At 61.6% G+C, this 17,534-nt stretch carries 15 protein-coding genes, 1 tRNA gene and 1 pseudogene; 14 read left to right on the top strand and 3 right to left on the bottom strand.

Translation table 11 applies throughout. The features are described from left to right. Nucleotides 1–23: 23 nt before the first annotated feature. The 5 genes from mreC to Q0094_RS00635 are packed head-to-tail and all read left to right on the top strand — an operon-like array spanning nt 24 to nt 5,568. Nucleotides 24–992: a rod shape-determining protein MreC gene (gene mreC / locus Q0094_RS00655; RefSeq protein WP_297614156.1), complete on the top strand. Its 969-nt coding sequence runs from the start codon at nt 24–26 to the stop codon at nt 990–992. Continuing rightward, nucleotides 989–1,516 (top strand): rod shape-determining protein MreD, encoded by a 528-nt coding sequence (locus tag Q0094_RS00650; RefSeq protein ID WP_297614154.1) that lies wholly within the window; start codon nt 989–991, stop codon nt 1,514–1,516. Before mreC ends, Q0094_RS00650 begins: the two co-directional genes overlap by 4 nt. A 5-nt stretch (nt 1,517–1,521) precedes the next feature. Then, a complete protein-coding gene (gene mrdA, locus Q0094_RS00645; protein WP_297614152.1) occupies nt 1,522–3,474 on the top strand; it encodes a penicillin-binding protein 2 in 1,953 nt (650 codons plus the stop codon). Further along, on the top strand, nt 3,471–4,610 hold the full coding sequence (gene rodA / locus Q0094_RS00640) for a rod shape-determining protein RodA (protein ID WP_297614150.1): 1,140 nt from the start codon (nt 3,471–3,473) through the stop codon (nt 4,608–4,610). The genes mrdA and rodA overlap by 4 nt, the downstream gene beginning before the upstream one ends. Continuing rightward, entirely contained in the window at nt 4,591–5,568 is a 978-nt protein-coding gene (locus Q0094_RS00635; protein ID WP_297614148.1) for a glyoxylate/hydroxypyruvate reductase A, read from the top strand. Before rodA ends, Q0094_RS00635 begins: the two co-directional genes overlap by 20 nt. Before the next feature lie 146 nt (nt 5,569–5,714). On the opposite strand, the gene Q0094_RS00630 is transcribed toward Q0094_RS00635, so the two are convergent. The 3 genes and pseudogenes from Q0094_RS00630 to Q0094_RS14455 all read right to left on the bottom strand — a co-directional run. Beyond that, nucleotides 5,715–6,497: an SseB family protein gene (locus tag Q0094_RS00630; protein ID WP_297614146.1), complete on the bottom strand. Its 783-nt coding sequence runs from the start codon at nt 6,495–6,497 to the stop codon at nt 5,715–5,717. Further along, nucleotides 6,494–6,706 (bottom strand): uracil-DNA glycosylase family protein, encoded by a 213-nt coding sequence (locus tag Q0094_RS14460; protein WP_366940204.1) that lies wholly within the window; start codon nt 6,704–6,706, stop codon nt 6,494–6,496. Before Q0094_RS14460 ends, Q0094_RS00630 begins: the two co-directional genes overlap by 4 nt. Before the next feature lie 143 nt (nt 6,707–6,849). Then, nucleotides 6,850–6,951, bottom strand: a pseudogene (locus Q0094_RS14455) (uracil-DNA glycosylase family protein); the annotation flags it as partial. 219 nt (nt 6,952–7,170) lie between these two features. Here Q0094_RS14455 and Q0094_RS00620 point away from each other — a divergent pair. The 9 genes from Q0094_RS00620 to Q0094_RS00580 all read left to right on the top strand — a co-directional run bounded on the left by Q0094_RS00620 (nt 7,171) and on the right by Q0094_RS00580 (nt 17,462). Continuing rightward, the gene (locus Q0094_RS00620) at nt 7,171–7,521 is read left to right on the top strand and encodes a metalloregulator ArsR/SmtB family transcription factor (protein WP_297614144.1); all 351 of its coding nucleotides are present in this window, start codon (nt 7,171–7,173) and stop codon (nt 7,519–7,521) included. Then, nucleotides 7,514–8,539 carry a permease gene (locus tag Q0094_RS00615; protein ID WP_297614142.1) on the top strand — a complete coding sequence of 342 codons (1,026 nt, stop codon included), beginning with the start codon at nt 7,514–7,516 and terminating at the stop codon, nt 8,537–8,539. Before Q0094_RS00620 ends, Q0094_RS00615 begins: the two co-directional genes overlap by 8 nt. 182 nt (nt 8,540–8,721) lie before the next feature. Further along, the gene (locus tag Q0094_RS00610) at nt 8,722–9,384 is read left to right on the top strand and encodes an ATP-binding cassette domain-containing protein (RefSeq protein ID WP_297614140.1); all 663 of its coding nucleotides are present in this window, start codon (nt 8,722–8,724) and stop codon (nt 9,382–9,384) included. Continuing rightward, nucleotides 9,359–11,098 (top strand): capsule biosynthesis protein, encoded by a 1,740-nt coding sequence (locus Q0094_RS00605; RefSeq protein ID WP_297614138.1) that lies wholly within the window; start codon nt 9,359–9,361, stop codon nt 11,096–11,098. Before Q0094_RS00610 ends, Q0094_RS00605 begins: the two co-directional genes overlap by 26 nt. A gap of 31 nt (nt 11,099–11,129) precedes the next feature. Further along, nucleotides 11,130–11,963 carry a 3-deoxy-8-phosphooctulonate synthase gene (gene kdsA / locus Q0094_RS00600; protein ID WP_297614135.1) on the top strand — a complete coding sequence of 278 codons (834 nt, stop codon included), beginning with the start codon at nt 11,130–11,132 and terminating at the stop codon, nt 11,961–11,963. 92 nt (nt 11,964–12,055) lie between these two features. After that, nucleotides 12,056–12,130 (top strand) — tRNA-Gln (locus Q0094_RS00595). Nucleotides 12,131–12,323: 193 nt separating this feature from the next. Next, nucleotides 12,324–15,503 carry a glycosyltransferase gene (locus tag Q0094_RS00590; protein ID WP_297614133.1) on the top strand — a complete coding sequence of 1,060 codons (3,180 nt, stop codon included), beginning with the start codon at nt 12,324–12,326 and terminating at the stop codon, nt 15,501–15,503. A gap of 57 nt (nt 15,504–15,560) precedes the next feature. Then, entirely contained in the window at nt 15,561–16,556 is a 996-nt protein-coding gene (locus Q0094_RS00585) for a hypothetical protein (protein WP_297614131.1), read from the top strand. Nucleotides 16,557–16,595: 39 nt separating this feature from the next. After that, nucleotides 16,596–17,462 carry a class I SAM-dependent methyltransferase gene (locus Q0094_RS00580; RefSeq protein ID WP_297614129.1) on the top strand — a complete coding sequence of 289 codons (867 nt, stop codon included), beginning with the start codon at nt 16,596–16,598 and terminating at the stop codon, nt 17,460–17,462. Nucleotides 17,463–17,534: the final 72 nt, after the last annotated feature.

Genomic DNA, 17,534 nt, shown 5'->3' with positions numbered 1-17,534 from the left:
GCGCGCCGATCTGAAGGAACGGTATGGCACGCGACCCCAATGACCAAAGTTACGCCCGCCCGATCCGCAGCCTATTGGTGACGGTGGTGGTGCTTGCGCTCTTGGCGCTTGTGCTGGTCTGGCGGATCGACAATCCGCGCGTCGAACGCATGCGCGCGGCCATCATCGACCGGGTCGTGCCGAACCTCGAATGGGCTTTGGCCCCGGTCACCGGCATGGCCCGCATGATCGATGATTTCCAAAGCTACACGCGGCTTTACGAACAGAACGAGGAATTGCGCCGCGAATTGCAACAGATGCGCGCATGGCGCGAGGCGGCCTTGCAGCTGGAGCAGGAAAACGCCCGGTTGCTTGATCTGAACCGGGTGCGTCTGGACCCGGAACTGACCTTTGTGACAGGCATCGTCATGGCCGATGCCGGAAGCCCGTTTCGCCGCTCGGTGCTGATAAATGTGGGTGCGCGCGACGGCATTCTGGATGGCTGGGCCACGATGGACGGGCTGGGGGTGGTGGGGCGCATCTCGGGCGTGGGGGATCAGACAAGCCGCGTGCTGTTGCTGACCGATGCCAACAGTCGCATTCCCGTGACGATCCAGCCCTCGGGGCAGCAAGCCCTGCTGATGGGCGACAACACACAAGCGCCGATGCTCGATTTCATCGAAGCCCCCGAAGACATCAGCGCAGGCGACCGTATCGTGACCTCGGGCGATGACGGGCTGTTTCCACCGGGGCTTCTGGTCGGTCAGGTGGTGGAAACGACCGATCGCATGCTGCGCGCACGGCTTGCGGCCGATATGGCGCGGCTGAATTTCCTGCGTGTGATGCGCAGCCATCCGGGCACCACGCTGGCAGATCCCGGAGCGCTGATCGGCCCGCCCTGGCCCCCGCCAGAGGGATTTGTGCAGGGTTCCGGACAACGCAGACCCGGGGTGGCACCCATCACCCGGCCCGAACAGGGCGGGGATCTGTCACAGGGCGGGGTGCTGCGATGAGCGCGCCGCGCTCGGCCCGGCATCTGTGGGGCTACAGGGCGCTGTTTCTGGCGCTGAGCGCTGGTGTGATGATCAGCAAGATGTTGCCTTTGTCGCTTGGTGCGACGGGCTTGCCGGGGCCTGATCTGTTGCTGGCCCTGACATTGGCATGGCTCTTGCGCCAGCCCGCCCTTGTTCCGCTTGGTTCGATCCTTGTGGTGTTCTTGTTGGCGGATTTCCTGTTTCAACGCCCCCCCGGGCTTTGGACGCTATTGGTCGTCTTGGCTTCGGAAAGCCTGCGACGGCGGCGTCTGACCATGACGGAGTTCACCTTTTTTCTGGAATGGTCCGCCTTTACGGGTGCGGTCTTTGCGCTGATCTTGCTGGAGCGTTTGGTGCTTTGGCTGCTGATGGTTGATCTGGCGCCGCTTGGGCTTAGCCTTGCTCACGCCATTGTCACCGCCGCGATCTATCCCATCGTCGTGGCCGTCTCGAAATTCCTGTTCGGGCTGCGTAAGATCGGCGCAGCACAGGCCGAGGCATAGGCACCATGAGGCGCACCCCCAAGGACACCGAAGACAGCCACCGCCAGATCGGACGGCGCAGCCTGTTCGTGGGTGGGCTGTTTGTGGCGACCAGCGCCGTGCTGAGCGCGCGGATGCGCTACCTTCAGGTCGAGCGGGCCGAAGATTTCCGGCTTCTGGCCGAAGAAAACCGCATCAACATCCGGCTGCTGCCCCCGGCGCGCGGGCTGATCTTTGACCGAAACGGCGTGTTGGTGGCGGCCAATGAACAGAATTACCGCATCACGCTTGTGCGCGAGGACGCGGGCGATATCGATGCGGTTCTCGCCCAGCTCAGCCAGATTGTGGCGCTCGATATGGTCACTTTGGAGCGTGCCCGCACCGAAATCGCCCGCCGTCCGCCCTTTGTGCCGGTGACCATCGCCGACCGGCTGAGCTGGGCCGAACTGAGCGCGGTCGCGGTCAACGCCCCTGCCCTGCCCGGCATCACACCCGAGGTCGGATTGTCGCGCCTCTATCCCATGGGCGCGGATTTCTCGCATGTGGTGGGATATGTCGGCCCTGTCTCGGATTACTATCTGGAACAGACCGGCGATACCGATCCGGTTTTGCAGATCCCCGATTTTCAGGTCGGACGCTACAACATCGAGGCGCGGATGGAACAGCTGCTGCGCGGCCGCGCCGGCACAAAGCGGGTAGAGGTAAGTGCCGGCGGGCGCGTGATGCGCGAGATCGATCGCGACCCGCCCGATCCCGGGGCCGATGTGCAACTGACGATCGATGCCGGCCTGCAAAATTACGTCGAGGCGCGCCTGTCGGGCGAAAGCGCAGGTGCGGTGGTGATGGATTGCCAGTCGGGCGAAATCCTTGCGCTGGCCTCTGCGCCGACCTTTGATCCCAATCTGTTCGTGCGCGGCATTTCCAGCGCGGCTTGGAATACGCTGAACACCGACCGCTACCGACCACTGGCCAACAAGGCGATACAGGGGCTCTATCCACCCGGTTCGACCTACAAGATGATCGTGGCCCTTGCCGCGCTGGAAGCCGGCGTGATCACGCCCGAGGAAACGGTGAACTGCCCCGGCCATCTCGATGTGGGCGACCGGCGTTTTCACTGCTGGAACCGTGGCGGCCATGGCCGGGTCAATCTGGTCGAAAGCATCAGCCAAAGCTGTGATGTCTATTATTACGAACTGGCTCAGCGCGTCGGTATCGAAGCGATGTCGGCCATGGCGCGCCGCTTTGGCTGTGCGGTGCGCCATGACTTGCCGCTTTCGGGTATCGCCGAGGGGCTGGCGCCCGGCATGCAATGGAAGATGCAAAACCGCGGCGCGGCCTGGGTTGTGGGCGATTCGCTGAATGCAGCCATCGGGCAGGGCTTTGTGCTGGCCTCGCCGCTGCATCTGGCGGTGATGACCGCACGCCTTGCATCGGGGCTGGACATCACGCCCGCGATCATCCGCTCGATCGACGGCATCAGCCAGCTTCCGGGCAGGGCGCGGGACATGGGGCTTGATCCCGGGCATCTGCGGCTGGTGCAGCGCGGCATGTGGCAGGTCAACAACGACCGTCGTGGCACCGCCTATTCCAGCCGGGTCGACGTTGCGGATTACGCCATCGCCGGCAAGACCGGCACCAGCCAGGTGCGCAACATCACCGCCGCCGAACGGGCCTCGGGCGTGATTTCAAACGCCGATCTGCCATGGGAACGGCGCGATCATGCTCTCTATGTGGGTTATGCGCCCTATGACAATCCGCGCTACGCGTGTTCGGTGATTGTCGAGCATGGGGGCGGTGGTTCGACCATGGCGGCCCCCATCGGGCGTGACATCTTGCTGCGCGCACAGCTTGGCGAGGTTCCCCCACCAGACTTGTACCCCGCCAGCCAGCGCCGCGACATCGAACGGATGCATCGCGACTTGCCGATCCTGCCCACGCCGCCCGTTCCGACAGGCCGCACGGTGCGGAGCCAAGCATGAGCTTTCTGGAATATAACGTCAAATACACGCCCTCGGGCTGGCGCAAGATCTTGTATCTGAACTGGCCGTTGATTGTGCTTGTTCTGGCCGTTGCAGGTGTCGGGTTCTTGATGCTGACCTCGGTGGCAGGGGGGCGTGTCGACCGCTGGGCCGAACCGCAGATGCAACGCTTTGCGATGGGCTTTGTATTGATGGTGATCGTGGCGATGGTGCCGATCTGGTTCTGGCGCAACATGTCGGCGCTGGCCTTTGCGGGGTCGCTGGTCTTGCTGCTGCTGGTAGAGGTTGTCGGCACGGTCGGCATGGGCGCACAGCGCTGGATCGATCTGGGATTCATGCGGCTGCAACCCTCGGAACTGACGAAAATCACGCTGGTGATGGTGTTGGCGGCCTATTACGACTGGCTCGATGTGGCCAGGAAATCGCGCCCTCTTTTCGTGCTGATCCCGCTTTGCATCATCGCCGTGCCCGTTGCACTGACGCTGCGCCAGCCCGATCTGGGCACCGCGCTGTTGCTGTTGATCGGGGGCAGCGCGGTGATGTTCGTGGCGGGCGTGCATTGGGCCTATTTCGCCGCTGTGGTCGCGGCGGGGATTGGCGCGGTCGTCGCTGTCTTCACCACACGCGGGACGCCATGGCAGCTGTTGAAGGACTACCAGTATCGCCGCATCGATACCTTTCTTGACCCAAGCAACGATCCGCTTGGCGCGGGCTATCACATCACCCAAAGCCAGATCGCGCTGGGATCGGGCGGCTGGACCGGACGGGGCTTTATGGAGGGCACGCAAAGCCGGCTGAATTTCCTGCCCGAAAAGCATACCGATTTCATCTTTACCACCTTGGCCGAAGAATTCGGTTTCGTCGGTGCAGCGTCGCTTCTGACGCTGTATCTGCTGATCCTCGTGTTCTGCATTGCCATCGCGATGGCCTCACGCGATCGCTATGCCGCGCTGTTGGTGATGGGCATCGCGGTGGCGTTCTTCCTCTATTTCGCGATCAACATGGCCATGGTCATGGGGCTGGCGCCGGTGGTGGGGGTGCCCTTGCCGCTGGTCAGCTATGGCGGATCGGCAATGCTTGTGCTGATGGTTGCATTCGGGCTGGTGCAATCGGCCCATGTCCATCGCCCGCGCTAGCCCGACACGACAGGAGGCCCCCTTGCCCACCATCCTTTTCGCCGCCAAATCCGAACGCTGGACCACATATGAACCGCATCTGCGCACGGCCCTTGCCGAACAGGGGCTCGATCACGCCCATCTGACGACCGAGGCCGATCCGGCGGATGTGGATTACATCATCTATGCCCCCAACAGCGGTCTGTCGGATTTCACCCCCTATACACGGCTCAAGGCGGTCTTGAACCTGTGGGCCGGGGTGGAGGATGTGGTGGGCAACCCGACCCTGCGCGTACCGCTTGCACGCATGGTCGACGAAGGGCTGACTGACGGCATGGTGGAATATGTCACTGGCCATGTGCTGCGCCATCATCTGGGCATGGACACCCATATTCACGGGCAAGACGGGCGCTGGCGCGATGACAGCACGCCGCCCCTGGCGCGCGACCGCAGCGTTGCGGTTCTGGGGCTGGGCGTGCTGGGGTCCGCCTGTGCGCAAAGCCTGGCCGCGCTCAATTTCCGCACCCATGGCTGGTCGCGCAGCGCCAAATCGATCCGCGGCGTGACCTGCCACCACGGCACCGGCGGGCTGGATGGTGCCTTGCGCGCCGCACAGATCGTGGTGCTGCTTTTGCCCAACACGCCCGCCACCGACAGCACGCTGAACGCATGCAGCCTCGCGCTGTTGCCCAAGGGTGCCGTGATCATCAACCCCGGGCGCGGCGCGCTGATCGATGATGAGGCACTTCTGGCAGCGCTCGATGCGGGCCATATCGGCCATGCCACGCTCGACACCTTTCGGGTGGAACCCCTGCCTGCCGATCACCGCTACTGGTCCCATCCGCGCGTGACTGTCACACCGCACATTGCGTCGGCCACGCGGCCCGCGTCGGCGTCCCGCACGCTGGCGCGCAACATCCGCCGGGCCGAAAAAGGTGAGACGCTGCACCATCTCGTCGATCGCGATCTGGGCTACTGATCGCCTTCATCTTTCCCCAAATACGCACGCCCCATGCCGCAAGGCGTGTGGGGCGCATGTGTTCGGACCATCCCGCGCCACAGGTCCATGGCAATGCGCCGCAAGGATCGCTCCGGCAGGAGCGTGACGCGCGGCGCCGCCCCCTTTCAGCGCAGGCGCGGCGGGGCGTCGGGGTTCATGCCGGGGGCCGTTCCGGGCAGGGGCTCGGGTTTTGGTGCCTCGGGCAGATCAAAGCGCAGACCCACCCGCGCCAGCCGCGCCGCAACGGGATCGGCGGCCCGGAAGAACCCCACATCCAGGGTTCCTGCCTCGATCCCGGAAAATGTCAGCGCCGCGGCCACCGCGCGCGCAAGCGCCGGTTCCGCCCCGGGCAGCGGATCGACAAACGCCATCAGATGCCCGCGCCGCCCGCCGGAATAGACCGTGCCCACCAGATAGGCCATGCGCGCCATGCCTTCGGCGGCGGCCAGGCGGGCATCGAGTGCGCTCAACACGGCTTCGGGCAGACCAGCGGGGGCCGTGATTTCCTGCGCGCGTTCTTCGACCTCTTCGGGGGCCTCGGCCAGCGTCGCGGCCAGCCAATCGACCGATGCCCCTTCGATCAGGATCGACGATGGCGCGACACCCAGATTGACACCCAGGCCGATGTCCTGGCCTGCCAACAGCTCGGCCAGCCGCCGCCCCGACAGCGCGGCATAAGGCGCTTGGGCGCCCACAAACTCCGTCAACCGGTCTTCGCGGTCGAACACCAGAACAAAGCTCTGTCCCTCGACCGGGAAAACCTGCGGACGGATGCGGTCACCCTCTGCCTCGGCCTCGAGCAGCAAGAACAGCTCGGATGCCGCCAGCCGGTCATAAAAACGCAACCGCGCGGCATCGTCGGCGGGTGCGGCCTCCATCGCCGCATGGGCGTGATCGAGCGGCGTCATCGGGTCAGCACCTCCTGCACCCGCGCGCGCAATGCCGCCACCCGCTCGGGCGCGAACCACGGGTCTTTCTGCACCCACGCGGTAGTGCGCCACGAGGGATGCGGCAAGGGAAAGACGCGAGGCGCATGGTCGCGCCACGCCGCCACGCGCGCCGTGACGCTTTGCCTGTCACCCAGATGCCAGCGTTGGGCATGTGCCCCCACCAGCATGACCAGGTCCGGCTGACCCAAGGCCGCCCCAAGGCCGCGTTGACATCGGCGCGCCAGGTCGCGGCACACAGGGGCGGCGGCGGCAGATCGCTGCCCTTGGCATCATGGCCCGGAAAACAAAACGCCATGGGAACGATGGCGATCTTGTCGCGGTCGTAGAACACCTCGGGCGAATGCCCCATCCCGTCACGCAGCCGGTCCCCCGAGAGATCGTCAAACGGCCGGCCCGATCGGTGCACGCGCATCCCCGGCGCCTGGCCCGCGATCAAGACCCGCGGACCGGGGCGAAACCAGATCACCGGGCGCGGCACATGGGCGGTGGCGGTTGCAGCGAAACGCGGCGCGCAAAGACGGCAGGCGGCGATTTGCGTGGTCATAGGGGATATGGGCGCCACCCGAACGCCGCATCGCACAGGTGCACAGGCAGGCTGGACAACGGAATAAGCTTCTATGATGATAGAAATATGGAATCAAAACCCTTACCCCTTTCGGAACTGACCCTGGCCGCGACGGCCTTTGCCGCCCTCGGGTCCGAGCATCGTCTGGCGATCTTGCGCCGCTTGGTGCGCGCGGGGCCTGTGGGTCTGCCGATCGGCGATCTGGGGGCGGCGGTGGGTGTCACGGGATCGGTTCTGACCCATCACCTGAGGCAACTGGTTTCGGCCGGGATGGTGCGCCAAAAGCGCGATGGGCGGCGCATCTTGTGCCGGGTCGATCACGCGGCGGTGGCGGCGTTGTCGCGGTTTTTGGTGGCCGAATGCTGCGCCGATATGAGCAGACAAACCCCTTGCGACACGGAGCATGATCTTGGCTGATCTCACGCAATCCCCCCGCCCCATCGGCGATGTCTGGGCGCGCATCGACAAGGTGGCGCTGACAGGTGCGCTGATCGTGCTGGTTCTGGCGGTGTTCGACCGGGGGGCGGTGGTGCCCATCCTGGGCACGGCGCTGGATCATTTCATGGGCACGCTGCCCTTTATCCTGGTGGCGGTCGCCGCCATCGCCGCGATGAAGGCCAGCGGGTCGGAGCGGTTGCTTGACGGGGTCTTCAAGGGCCGCGAGGTGCGGATGATCTTGATCGGGGCGCTGGTGGGCGGGCTGTCGCCCTTTTGTTCCTGTCAGGTCATTCCCTTTGTGGCGGCCTTGCTGGCGGCGGGCGCCCCCTTGAGCGCAGTGATGGCATTCTGGCTTGCCTCACCGCTGATGGACCCGGCCATGTTCGCCATCACGGCGGGCGGTCTGGGGGTGGATTTCGCCATCGCCAAGACACTGGCCGCGCTGGGCTTGGGCGTGGCGGGGGGGCTGATGGTCAAGCTGATGGCCGCAAGCCCGGTTTTCGCCGATCCCCTGCGGGTGGCGCCCAAGATCGGGGGCTGCTGCCGGGCCAGAAAAAAGACCGTGAACTGGCGGTTCTGGACCGAGGCTGAGCGGCGGCAAAGCTTTGTGCAAAGCGGGGCAAGCAATCTGGTATTTCTGGGCAAATGGCTTGCCTTGGCCTATGTGCTGCAGGCCGTGATGATCGCCTATGTGCCCGCCGATCTGGTGGTGCGGGTGATCGGCGGCGACGGGGTCGGGCCGATCCTTTTGGCGGTTCTGGTGGGGGCACCGGCCTATCTGAACGGCTATGCCGCCGTGCCGCTGATGGCGGGGCTCTTGAGCCAGGGGATGAACCCCGGCGCCGCCATGGCCTTTGTCATCGCAGGTGGGGTCAGCAGCATACCGGCCGCGGTTGCGGTCTGGGCGCTGGTCAAGCCACGGGTCTTTGCCGCCTACTTGGGCTTTGCGCTGACCGGTGCGATGATCGCGGGCGTGCTCTGGTCGGCCATCGCGTGACCCGAGCGCCGGCCACGGTCCAAGGTCGATAAAATTTGCCTTACCAAAGGCGGCCTTTGCCCGGTTTGGACATATTCCCGCCCCAAATCGGCGCTAGCCTTTGCGTCGTGCAAGATGGCCGCAATTCCCACACGATGAGGCGACAAGACAGCACGGACCCTGCAACAACGGCAGACAAGGACATGTTGGAATTTGTCGAGGTTTCCAAATCCTACTGGACCGGGGAACGCCGCAAGGTGATCTTGGACCGGGCGTCGTTCAAGGTCGAATTGGGATCATCGCTGGGCATTCTGGCGCCCAACGGCACGGGCAAGACCACCCTGATCAGCATGATGGCGGGGCTTGAAAAACCTGACGAGGGACGGATCAACCGCAGCGCGCGGATTTCCTTTCCGCTGGGCTTCATGGGGGGGGTGATCCAAAAGCTTTCGGCCTGTGAGAATGCCCGCTACATCGCGCAGCTTTACGGGCTTGATCCCGATTATGTCGAAGCCTTCTGTCGCTGGGTCTGTCGGATCGATGAATATTTCGACATGCCTGTGGGCACCTATTCGGCCGGGATGAAGGCGCGGTTCAACTTTTCGCTGCTGCTGGCGCTCGACTTTGATATCTATCTGATCGACGAGGGCATGCCGGTAACCACCGATGCCGAGTTCAATCGCCGCGCCGGCGGTATTCTTGCCGAGCGGCTGAAACATGCGACCGTGGTGATCGTGTCTCATCAGGCGCAGACGCTCGAGAAATTCGCACGCCGTGCCGCCGTGCTGTTTGACGGGCAATTGTACGAGTTCGACACGCTGGAAGAGGCCAAGCAGCTTTATGACTACCACACCCAAGGCGCGTAAGTTCCGCATCCGCATGAGCGATGCGCCGCGCCCGGCGTCGGATGCGGGCGGCGTGCCATTGCAATTGGCGCCAACCCCCAGCCGCCACCACCCCACAGCCGAAGAGCTGATGGCTGCCCCAAGCGAGGTCGAGGACGGGTTTGGCGATCTTGCCCTGCCCGGTTCGGCCGCCGCCGCCAAACGCGCGGCAGCGGACCCGGCCCCCGGACAGGCCGATGGTGAAACGCAACCGCAACAATCGCCCGGCCGCGACCCTGTGGCCGAGACTGACGCGATACGCGCCGAAGGTCTGACCGGCCGACAGCTGCGCACGGCGCGGCGTTTGGCGCAAAAGCATGGGTTGAGCCCCACCTCCGATTTCGATGCGGTCCGGCTGTTGCGCGCCCGTGGGCTGAACCCGTTCGGGCCGACAAACATGCTCGACATGGTCAGCAATGAGATCCGCGACGACGTGGCACCGCAAGACGCCCCGATCGTGAATTTACCCGCCACATCGACGCCGGTGCAACCACCCGCCAAGCCCACGCCCAAACCCCTGCCCCGCTTTACCGCCGACGAGCGCGCCGCCGAGATCATCAAGATCCAGCGCGACATCGCGCGGCGGCGGCGGCGGCGGCTTGTGCTTTTGGCAAGCCGGCTGTCGCTATTCGTGCTGTTGCCCACGCTTCTGGTGGCGTTCTACTATTTCCGTGTGGCCACCCCGCTTTATGCCACCAACACGGAATTCGTGATCCAAAAGGCCGAAAATGGCTCTGGGGGGTCTGGTGGCGGTCTGGGCGGGCTTATGGGCGGGTCCAGCTTTGCCACAGTGCAAGAAAGCATCGTTGTGCAGAGCTATCTGGAAAGCCGTGAGGCGATGTTGCGGCTGGATCAGGATCTGGATTTCCGCGGGCATTTCTCATCGCCCCGGATGGACCCGCTGATCCGGCTGGAGCCCGATGCCGCCGTGGAAACCATGTATGCCACCTATCGCGATCAGCTGACGATTGGCTACGACCCGACCGAAGGCGTGATCAAGATGGAAATGCGGGCGGCCGATCCCATCACCAGCCAGACCTTTTCCGAGGCGTTGATCCGCTATGCGGAGGAACGGGTGGATCAGATGAGCCAACGCCTGCGGGAGGATCAGATGTCGGGCGCGCGCGACAGCTATGAGGACGCCGAACGCCGCATGATCGAGGCACAGATCCGTGTGCTGGAGCTTCAGGAACGGCGCGGCGTTCTGTCGGCCGAGGCCGAAGTTTCGACCGTGTTCCAACAGATTTCCAGCTTCGAGATGGAAGTGCAGAATGAACGCTTGCGGTTGGCGGAAATTCTGGCCGCACGCAGCCCCAACGCCACGCGGGTGGCAGTAGCGGAAAACAACATCGCGCGGCTTGAAACGTTGATCGCCAGCCTGCGCAGCGGGCTGACCGCAACCCAAACCGGCGGCGTTTCGCTGGCGCGCATCCAATCGGAACTGGTGATCGCACAGGCGGATCTGCAAACCCGTCAGGCGATGCTGGCCCAAGCCATGCAACAGATGGAAACCGCCCGGATGGAAGCGAACCGGCAATCGCTCTACCTGTCGATGGGTGTCTTTCCCGTAGCCCCCGACCAGGCAGCCTATCCGCGCGCGTTCGAAAACAGCTTGCTTGCGTTCCTCGTGTTTTCGGGCATCTACCTGATGGTGTCGATGACCGCATCGATCCTCAGAGAACAGGTCAGTTCCTGATCTGACGCCCAGACCCGACCGGAGAAAGCGCATGCAAACCGTTGAAACAGGCCGTTTGGTCATCGGCAATGATCGCCCCCTGACCGTGATCGCCGGGCCATGCCAGTTGGAGGGCCGCGACCACGCGCTGATGATCGCGCGCATCATGGCCGAGGCCTGTGACAAGGCGGGGGCGGGCTTTGTGTTCAAGGGCAGCTATGACAAGGCCAACCGCACCAGCCTGTCGGGCAAGCGCGGCTTGGGCATGGACGAGGGGCTGCAGGTTCTGGCCGATGTCAGGGCCGAGCTTGGCTGCCCGGTGCTGACCGATGTGCATGGGCCAGATCACTGCGCGCCGGCCGCTGCGGTGTGCGATATCATCCAGATCCCGGCATTCCTGTGCCGCCAGACCGATCTGTTGCTGGCCGCCGGTGAAACCGGGGCGGTGGTCAATGTGAAAAAGGGCCAATTTCTGGCGCCCTGGGACATGGCCCATGTCGTGGCCAAGATCGAATCGACGGGCAACCGACGGATCTTGTTGACCGAACGCGGCGCAAGCTTTGGCTACAACACGCTTGTCACCGATATGCGTGCCCTGCCCGAGATGATGAAAACCGGCTATCCGGTGATCATGGATGCCACCCATTCGGTGCAACAACCCGGCGGCCAGGGCGGCAGCTCGGGTGGCCAGCGCGAATTCGCGCCGGTCATGGCCCGCGCGGCCGTATCGCTTGGCATCGCAGGGGTTTTCATCGAAACCCATCAAGACCCCGACCGCGCGCCATCGGACGGGCCCAACATGATTCCGCTGGCGCAAATGCCGGCGCTGGTGGCCAGCTTGATGAATTTTGACCACTTGGCCAAAGCCGACCCGATCCGCCTGTGAAAAAGCCCCGCGCGCCGGGCAAAGCGACGACAGAATTGTCGAAACGGGGTCTTGATCCCTCGTCGCTCACCGCGTAACTAGCGCGGCACGGTTGGGGTGTAGCCAAGTGGTAAGGCAACGGTTTTTGGTACCGCGTACCGTAGGTTCGAATCCTACCACCCCAGCCAGTTTCCAGACATGACAGATGCCAGACAAAGCGCCCGCCGGGCGGGTCTGTTGCTTTGGCACGCGCTGCATGGCGGTTGTTCCCGAAACGCCCACCCTTTGCCCAGCCGGCGCTTTCGGCTGGCAAGTTGGACTTGACTTGGCCTTGCGCGTCCGATCCAAAGATCGAAACTTTGGCGGGAAATCTTTCTTTCGATGCGATCAAACCCTCTCTTTCAGGCAGCCTTCCTGACGAAGAACGAGCTGTTGATACATGCGGATCAGTCGACGCTGACCGATGGCGTGACCATTCAGGCACAGGGTCAGAATATCGCGCTTGCCGCGATCGATGACCCCGCCGGGTTGAACGCCAACCTGACGTTTCGTCGGACGCTGCACTACCCGACCGACGGACTGAAGATCAGCGAAACCTTGCCGGACGGCACGCCCGTCAAGCTTGGCACCGAAGTTCGGGTGAATGCGCTGACCGATTGGGCGGTCGAGAACGGCCAGACCCTGCAGATCCGTCTGGCCGAGATGGAACAACCCCATGAGATCCACATGGGGCGCCATTTGCAGCTGCCCCCCAGCGTGCAGCCCCGCCACTTCGAAGCTTTGGTGGCAACGCATCGCTGCGAGGTGATGTTGATCGTCCGTTTCGATCCCGGACCGGGCGGCAAGGTCGAGGCGACCGAGATCGTGATCGACCCAGAGCATGGCGGCGGCAGATCGGCGGCGAGCTATCAGCGGGTCAAGATCCCGGTGCCCGTCGTGCAGACACCGTTGAGCGTCAGCCTGACGATCCGATATCTGCGATATCGATCCACGACTGAAGAAAATTATCCCTATGTTTTCATCGCAAACGCGAAGGTCGTGAAAGACAGCTTGTCGCCATCGGCCCTTGAACCCCGGCAAAACATGACCGACGGGGTCGCGGCAAACAGGTGGTACCGCGCTCATGTGCCCACGTTCCGTCGCGAAACGGACCCCCCCATCAGCCTGTGCATCGGCAAGAAACGTATCGATTTGTTCGCGCCCGAACGCAACAGCGTCACGCTGGTCGAGGATTACGGTCATAGCTTGACGCTCACGGCGCGTCATCCGCAAAGCCTGATGCTGTTCGTCGATGGTGAGCCGATACAAGACATCCATCTGCGCCCCGAACCTACGGTTATCAACCTGCCTGCGGCCTGTTTGCGCGGCGAAATCATCGATCTCTCGATTCGCGATCTGTCAGGAAGCCAGATCTTCTTGGAATTGTCGGTGCTGGCACCGCGGACACTGACGCCGCATGATCTGATGGTGCGTGAATCGCGCCGCCCCTTTCCCACCGATCTGACGCTGCGCACAAACCATCGCTACCGGGCCTTGCGCGCCCATCTGGACGATCGGCTGAGCGCGGTTGCACCGGCATCGCTGGCCACGGCCTTTGCGACGCTCGAGGGCAGCTACGAGACCGTGACACTCAAGCCCATCGCCTTTCCAGTGGTCAATAACCCGACCGTCAGCGTCATCATCCCCGCCCATAACAAGGTCGAGGTGACCTATTACGGGCTCTGCGCGCTTCTGGCGGCCCATAACAAGGCAAGCTTTGAGGTGATCGTGGTCGATGACGCCTCGACCGACGACACCGCCCGGCTGGAGGAAATCGTCTCGGGCATCACCGTCATCCGCAACGCCGAGCCACAGCGCTTCATCCGCGCCTGCAATGCCGGGGTTGCGGCCGCACGCGGCGACTATGTGGTCTTGCTCAACAACGATACCGAAGTGACCGTGGGCTGGCTTGATGCGCTGCTTGATGCCTTTGGACGGTTCGACAAGGTCGGGCTTGTGGGTGCGAAGCTCCTCTATCCCGATGGCAAGCTGCAAGATGCCGGTGGCATCATCTGGGGCAGCGGCAATCCATGGAATTACGGCAACCGCGCCAATCCCTGGGAGCCGCGCTTTTCCTACGCGCGACAGGCCGATTACCTGTCGGGCGCGGCGATGATGACGACCAAAGCGATCTGGGATCAGATCGGCGGCCTGTCAGACTATCTGGAGCCGATGTATTTCGAAGACACCGATTTCGCCTTCAAGGTGCGCGCGGCGGGATACAGCACTTGGTTCGTGCCCGCCTCGATCGTCTATCACTTCGAAGGCATGACCAGCGGCACCGATACCGCCAGCGGCTTCAAGCGCTACCAAGAGGTCAACCGCCCGAAATTCAAGCGCCGCTGGGCGCGCGACTTTGCCCGCTTTGGCACCGAAGGGCAAAACCCCGATCTGGAAAAGGATCGGGGCATCATCGGGCGCGTCCTGTTCATCGACTACACCACGCCCGATGAAGACCGCGATGCCGGCGCCTATGCCGCGCGGCGCGAGATCGAGCTGGTGCAATCGCTGGGCTACAAGGTCACGTTTTTGCCCCAGAACATTGCCCATATGGGGGCGCTGACCGAAGACCTGCAAAACAGCGGGGTGGAGGTGATCACAGCCCCCTTCTACCTGTCGCTGGCCGCGTTCCTGGAACAGCGCGCGGCCGAATTCGATGCTTTCTACATCACCCGCTATTACGTGGCCCAAGACACGGTGCGCCACATCCGGCAACACGCGCCCAAGGCCAAGATCCTGCTCAACAACGCCGATCTGCATTTCCTGCGCGAATTGCGCGCCGCGATGAGCGAAGATGACCCCTCGCGGCTGGCGGCCATGCAGCGGGTGCGCGACGAAGAGCTGACGATGATGCGCGCGGCCGATCTGGTCTTGAGCTACAACGAGGTGGAACACGCCGTCATCGCCTCGCACACCGATGGCAAGGTGCGGGTGATGAGCTGTCCCTGGGTTGTCGCCATCCCCGACCATGTGCCGCCGCTCAAGGGGCGGGCCGGGCTGTCCTTTCTGGGCAGCTTCCGCCACCATCCCAATGCCGAAGGGCTCCGCTGGTTCGTGGCCGAGGTGATGGCGCGGCTCACGCCGCCAGCCGCGCATCTGACGATCTATGGCTCCAACATGGGCGCCGACATCAAGGCGCTGGCCAGTGATCAGATCGACCCTGCGGGCTATGTGGAGGATGTGGCCGATGCCTATGGGCGCCACCGCGTCTTTGTCGCGCCGCTGTTGTCGGGGGCGGGGATCAAGGGCAAGGTGCTGGGCGCGATTGCCCATGGCATCCCGTGCGTGCTGACGCCGGTGGCGGCCGAGGGGATCGGCCTGCGCCATGGGCATGACTGCCTGATCGCCGAAACGCCACAGGCCTGGGCCGAGGCGATCACGCGGCTGATGCACGATGATGCGCTCTGGTCCGCCATGTCCGGGGCCGCCCGCGCCTATGCCGCCGACCGCTTCTCCTTTGCGGCCGGCCGGGCCAAGATGAAAGCCGCCTTCGAGGCGGTGGATTTGTTTGGGGCGGAGTGATCGGGATGGGTGTTTCGACACTGCCGCTTAGTACAAAACAGTTGAGGGAAAGCCAAAATGAAGCGCGCTGGGAAGATTCACTTCGTTCATCATCTCGAAAAACGTTATGTGCCAGCGAACCTTGGCGATTGGATTTGCAGCCCATACTATTATTTCACAGACTACTTTTCTCAGTATACTTGCGTTTTGCACTCTGATTGGGCCGTTTTGTGGCATGAGATAGAACGCACCGATATTGTGATATTTGGCGGTGGCGGACTTCTTGATAACTCCGATGAGTTGAATCGTGTCCTTAATCGACTTATCGAGAACTGCGACAATGTGATAATTTGGGGCGCCGGGACCCATAAGTACACCGAGAATAACATTTTCGGCAAGAAAACAGCTTCGGAAGAAATCAAATACGATCAAGCTGCACTTGTAGGCGTACGTGACTACCAGCATCCCTCAGGGCTGCCATACTTGCCCTGTGTCTCATGCATGAATCCGGCATTCGTGGTGATGCAAGACGAGGTCAAAGTTACAAGGAATGTCGGTACGATAAAGAGTGCACTTGAAGCTAATTTTGCTGTTCAGGGCCTTCCTTCCTTCGTAACGAACGCCGAACCAATCGGCACGGTTGCAAATTACATTCTTGGGTCTAGTGTAATTTTGGTAAGTTCGTACCACGGTGCATTCTGGTCGATGCTCCTTGGAAAAAAAGCAATTCTACCAGCAACCCGATTAGGGGTAGACAAGTATAAGTACTTCCGCCACCCAGTAGGATTTTATGATGGGAACAAATTTGATGAGATTGCAATTCTTGATTTTGCGGCAAAGCTGCCTGAAATACCAAACTTCCTAGAAGAATCCAGAAATTTGACAAAAGAGTTCTTTCAAAAATGTAAGCGTTATATTGAAGATCGCATTGCACCTGCCGAAGAAAACGAAACTCTGCAGATCATTGCAAAGAGAAATGCACAGCTTGAGTTTACTATGGTTGACATGTGGAACGAAATCAGACGTCTGAATGGAAGAATTACTCAGTTAGAAAATTCAAGGAAATCGCAGTAAGGTGCGAATGGTTAGATTCAAAATTAATGGTGGGAATTTATGGAGATAGAAAAGAACTTAGCACCCCTTGATGCCTTGCGCCTATCGTTCAGAGATATGGATGAATATGCTGATTATCGGCATGAGCACAAAGCGCAATTAGCAGCCATTTGGCAGTATCAGGCAGCTTTAGGCAATCAAGAGAAACCATTTACCTTAAATGGCTTTTGCGAGGTATGCAATTCAGCTACAAAATTCTATGCAAGGCCCGTTACGAGATTAGATGATCCTTCCAATTTTCATGTAAAGTGGGCTAGTTTACGCTGCAAATGTGGACTTTCCGCGAGAGAACGTAGGGTGGCATCCTTAGTTCCGATTGGTAAGAATGCCTCAATTTATCATGTCGGTCATTTCTCGAATCTTGCGAAATATTTTTTGGATAACCATCCGAATGTAACAACCAGCCAATTCAAGGAGGGTTACAAATCTGGATTTATTGATAACGAAGGCGTAAGATACGAAGACCTAACGCAGCTATCATTTCCTGAAAGCTCTTTTGATTTCATAATTTGCACCGAAGTTCTCGAACACATACCTAGCTATGAAGCTGGACTACGGGAAGCCAAGCGATGCCTTAGAGAGAGCGGCGCGGCGATCTTTACTTTTCCGTGGCTTGGGGGGAACCACTTCAAGCATAGAGTTCGCGCTGAATTAACAGACGATGGGCAAATCCACCATCACTTGCCGCCATCTTATCATGGCGATCCCGCAAGCCCAGAAGGAATCCTATGTTTTAGGGATTTTGGATGGGAGATACTCGATGAGTTACGAGCAAATGGATTTAGAGATGCTTTTGCATACTTTATGTTCAATCCGTTACTGGGGTACATGACACTAAACGAGCCGGTCATTATCGCAAAGAAGTGAACTCCCCTCACCCTCTCCCATACCCATCCTCATACCTGACGATATCATCTTCCCCCAGATAGGCGCCCGTCT

The organism is uncultured Roseicyclus sp. (assembly GCF_937892565.1).
GTDB lineage: Bacteria > Pseudomonadota > Alphaproteobacteria > Rhodobacterales > Rhodobacteraceae > Roseicyclus.
Note: the sequence above shows the minus strand (reverse complement) of the source record. Positions and strands in the feature narration are given on the sequence as shown.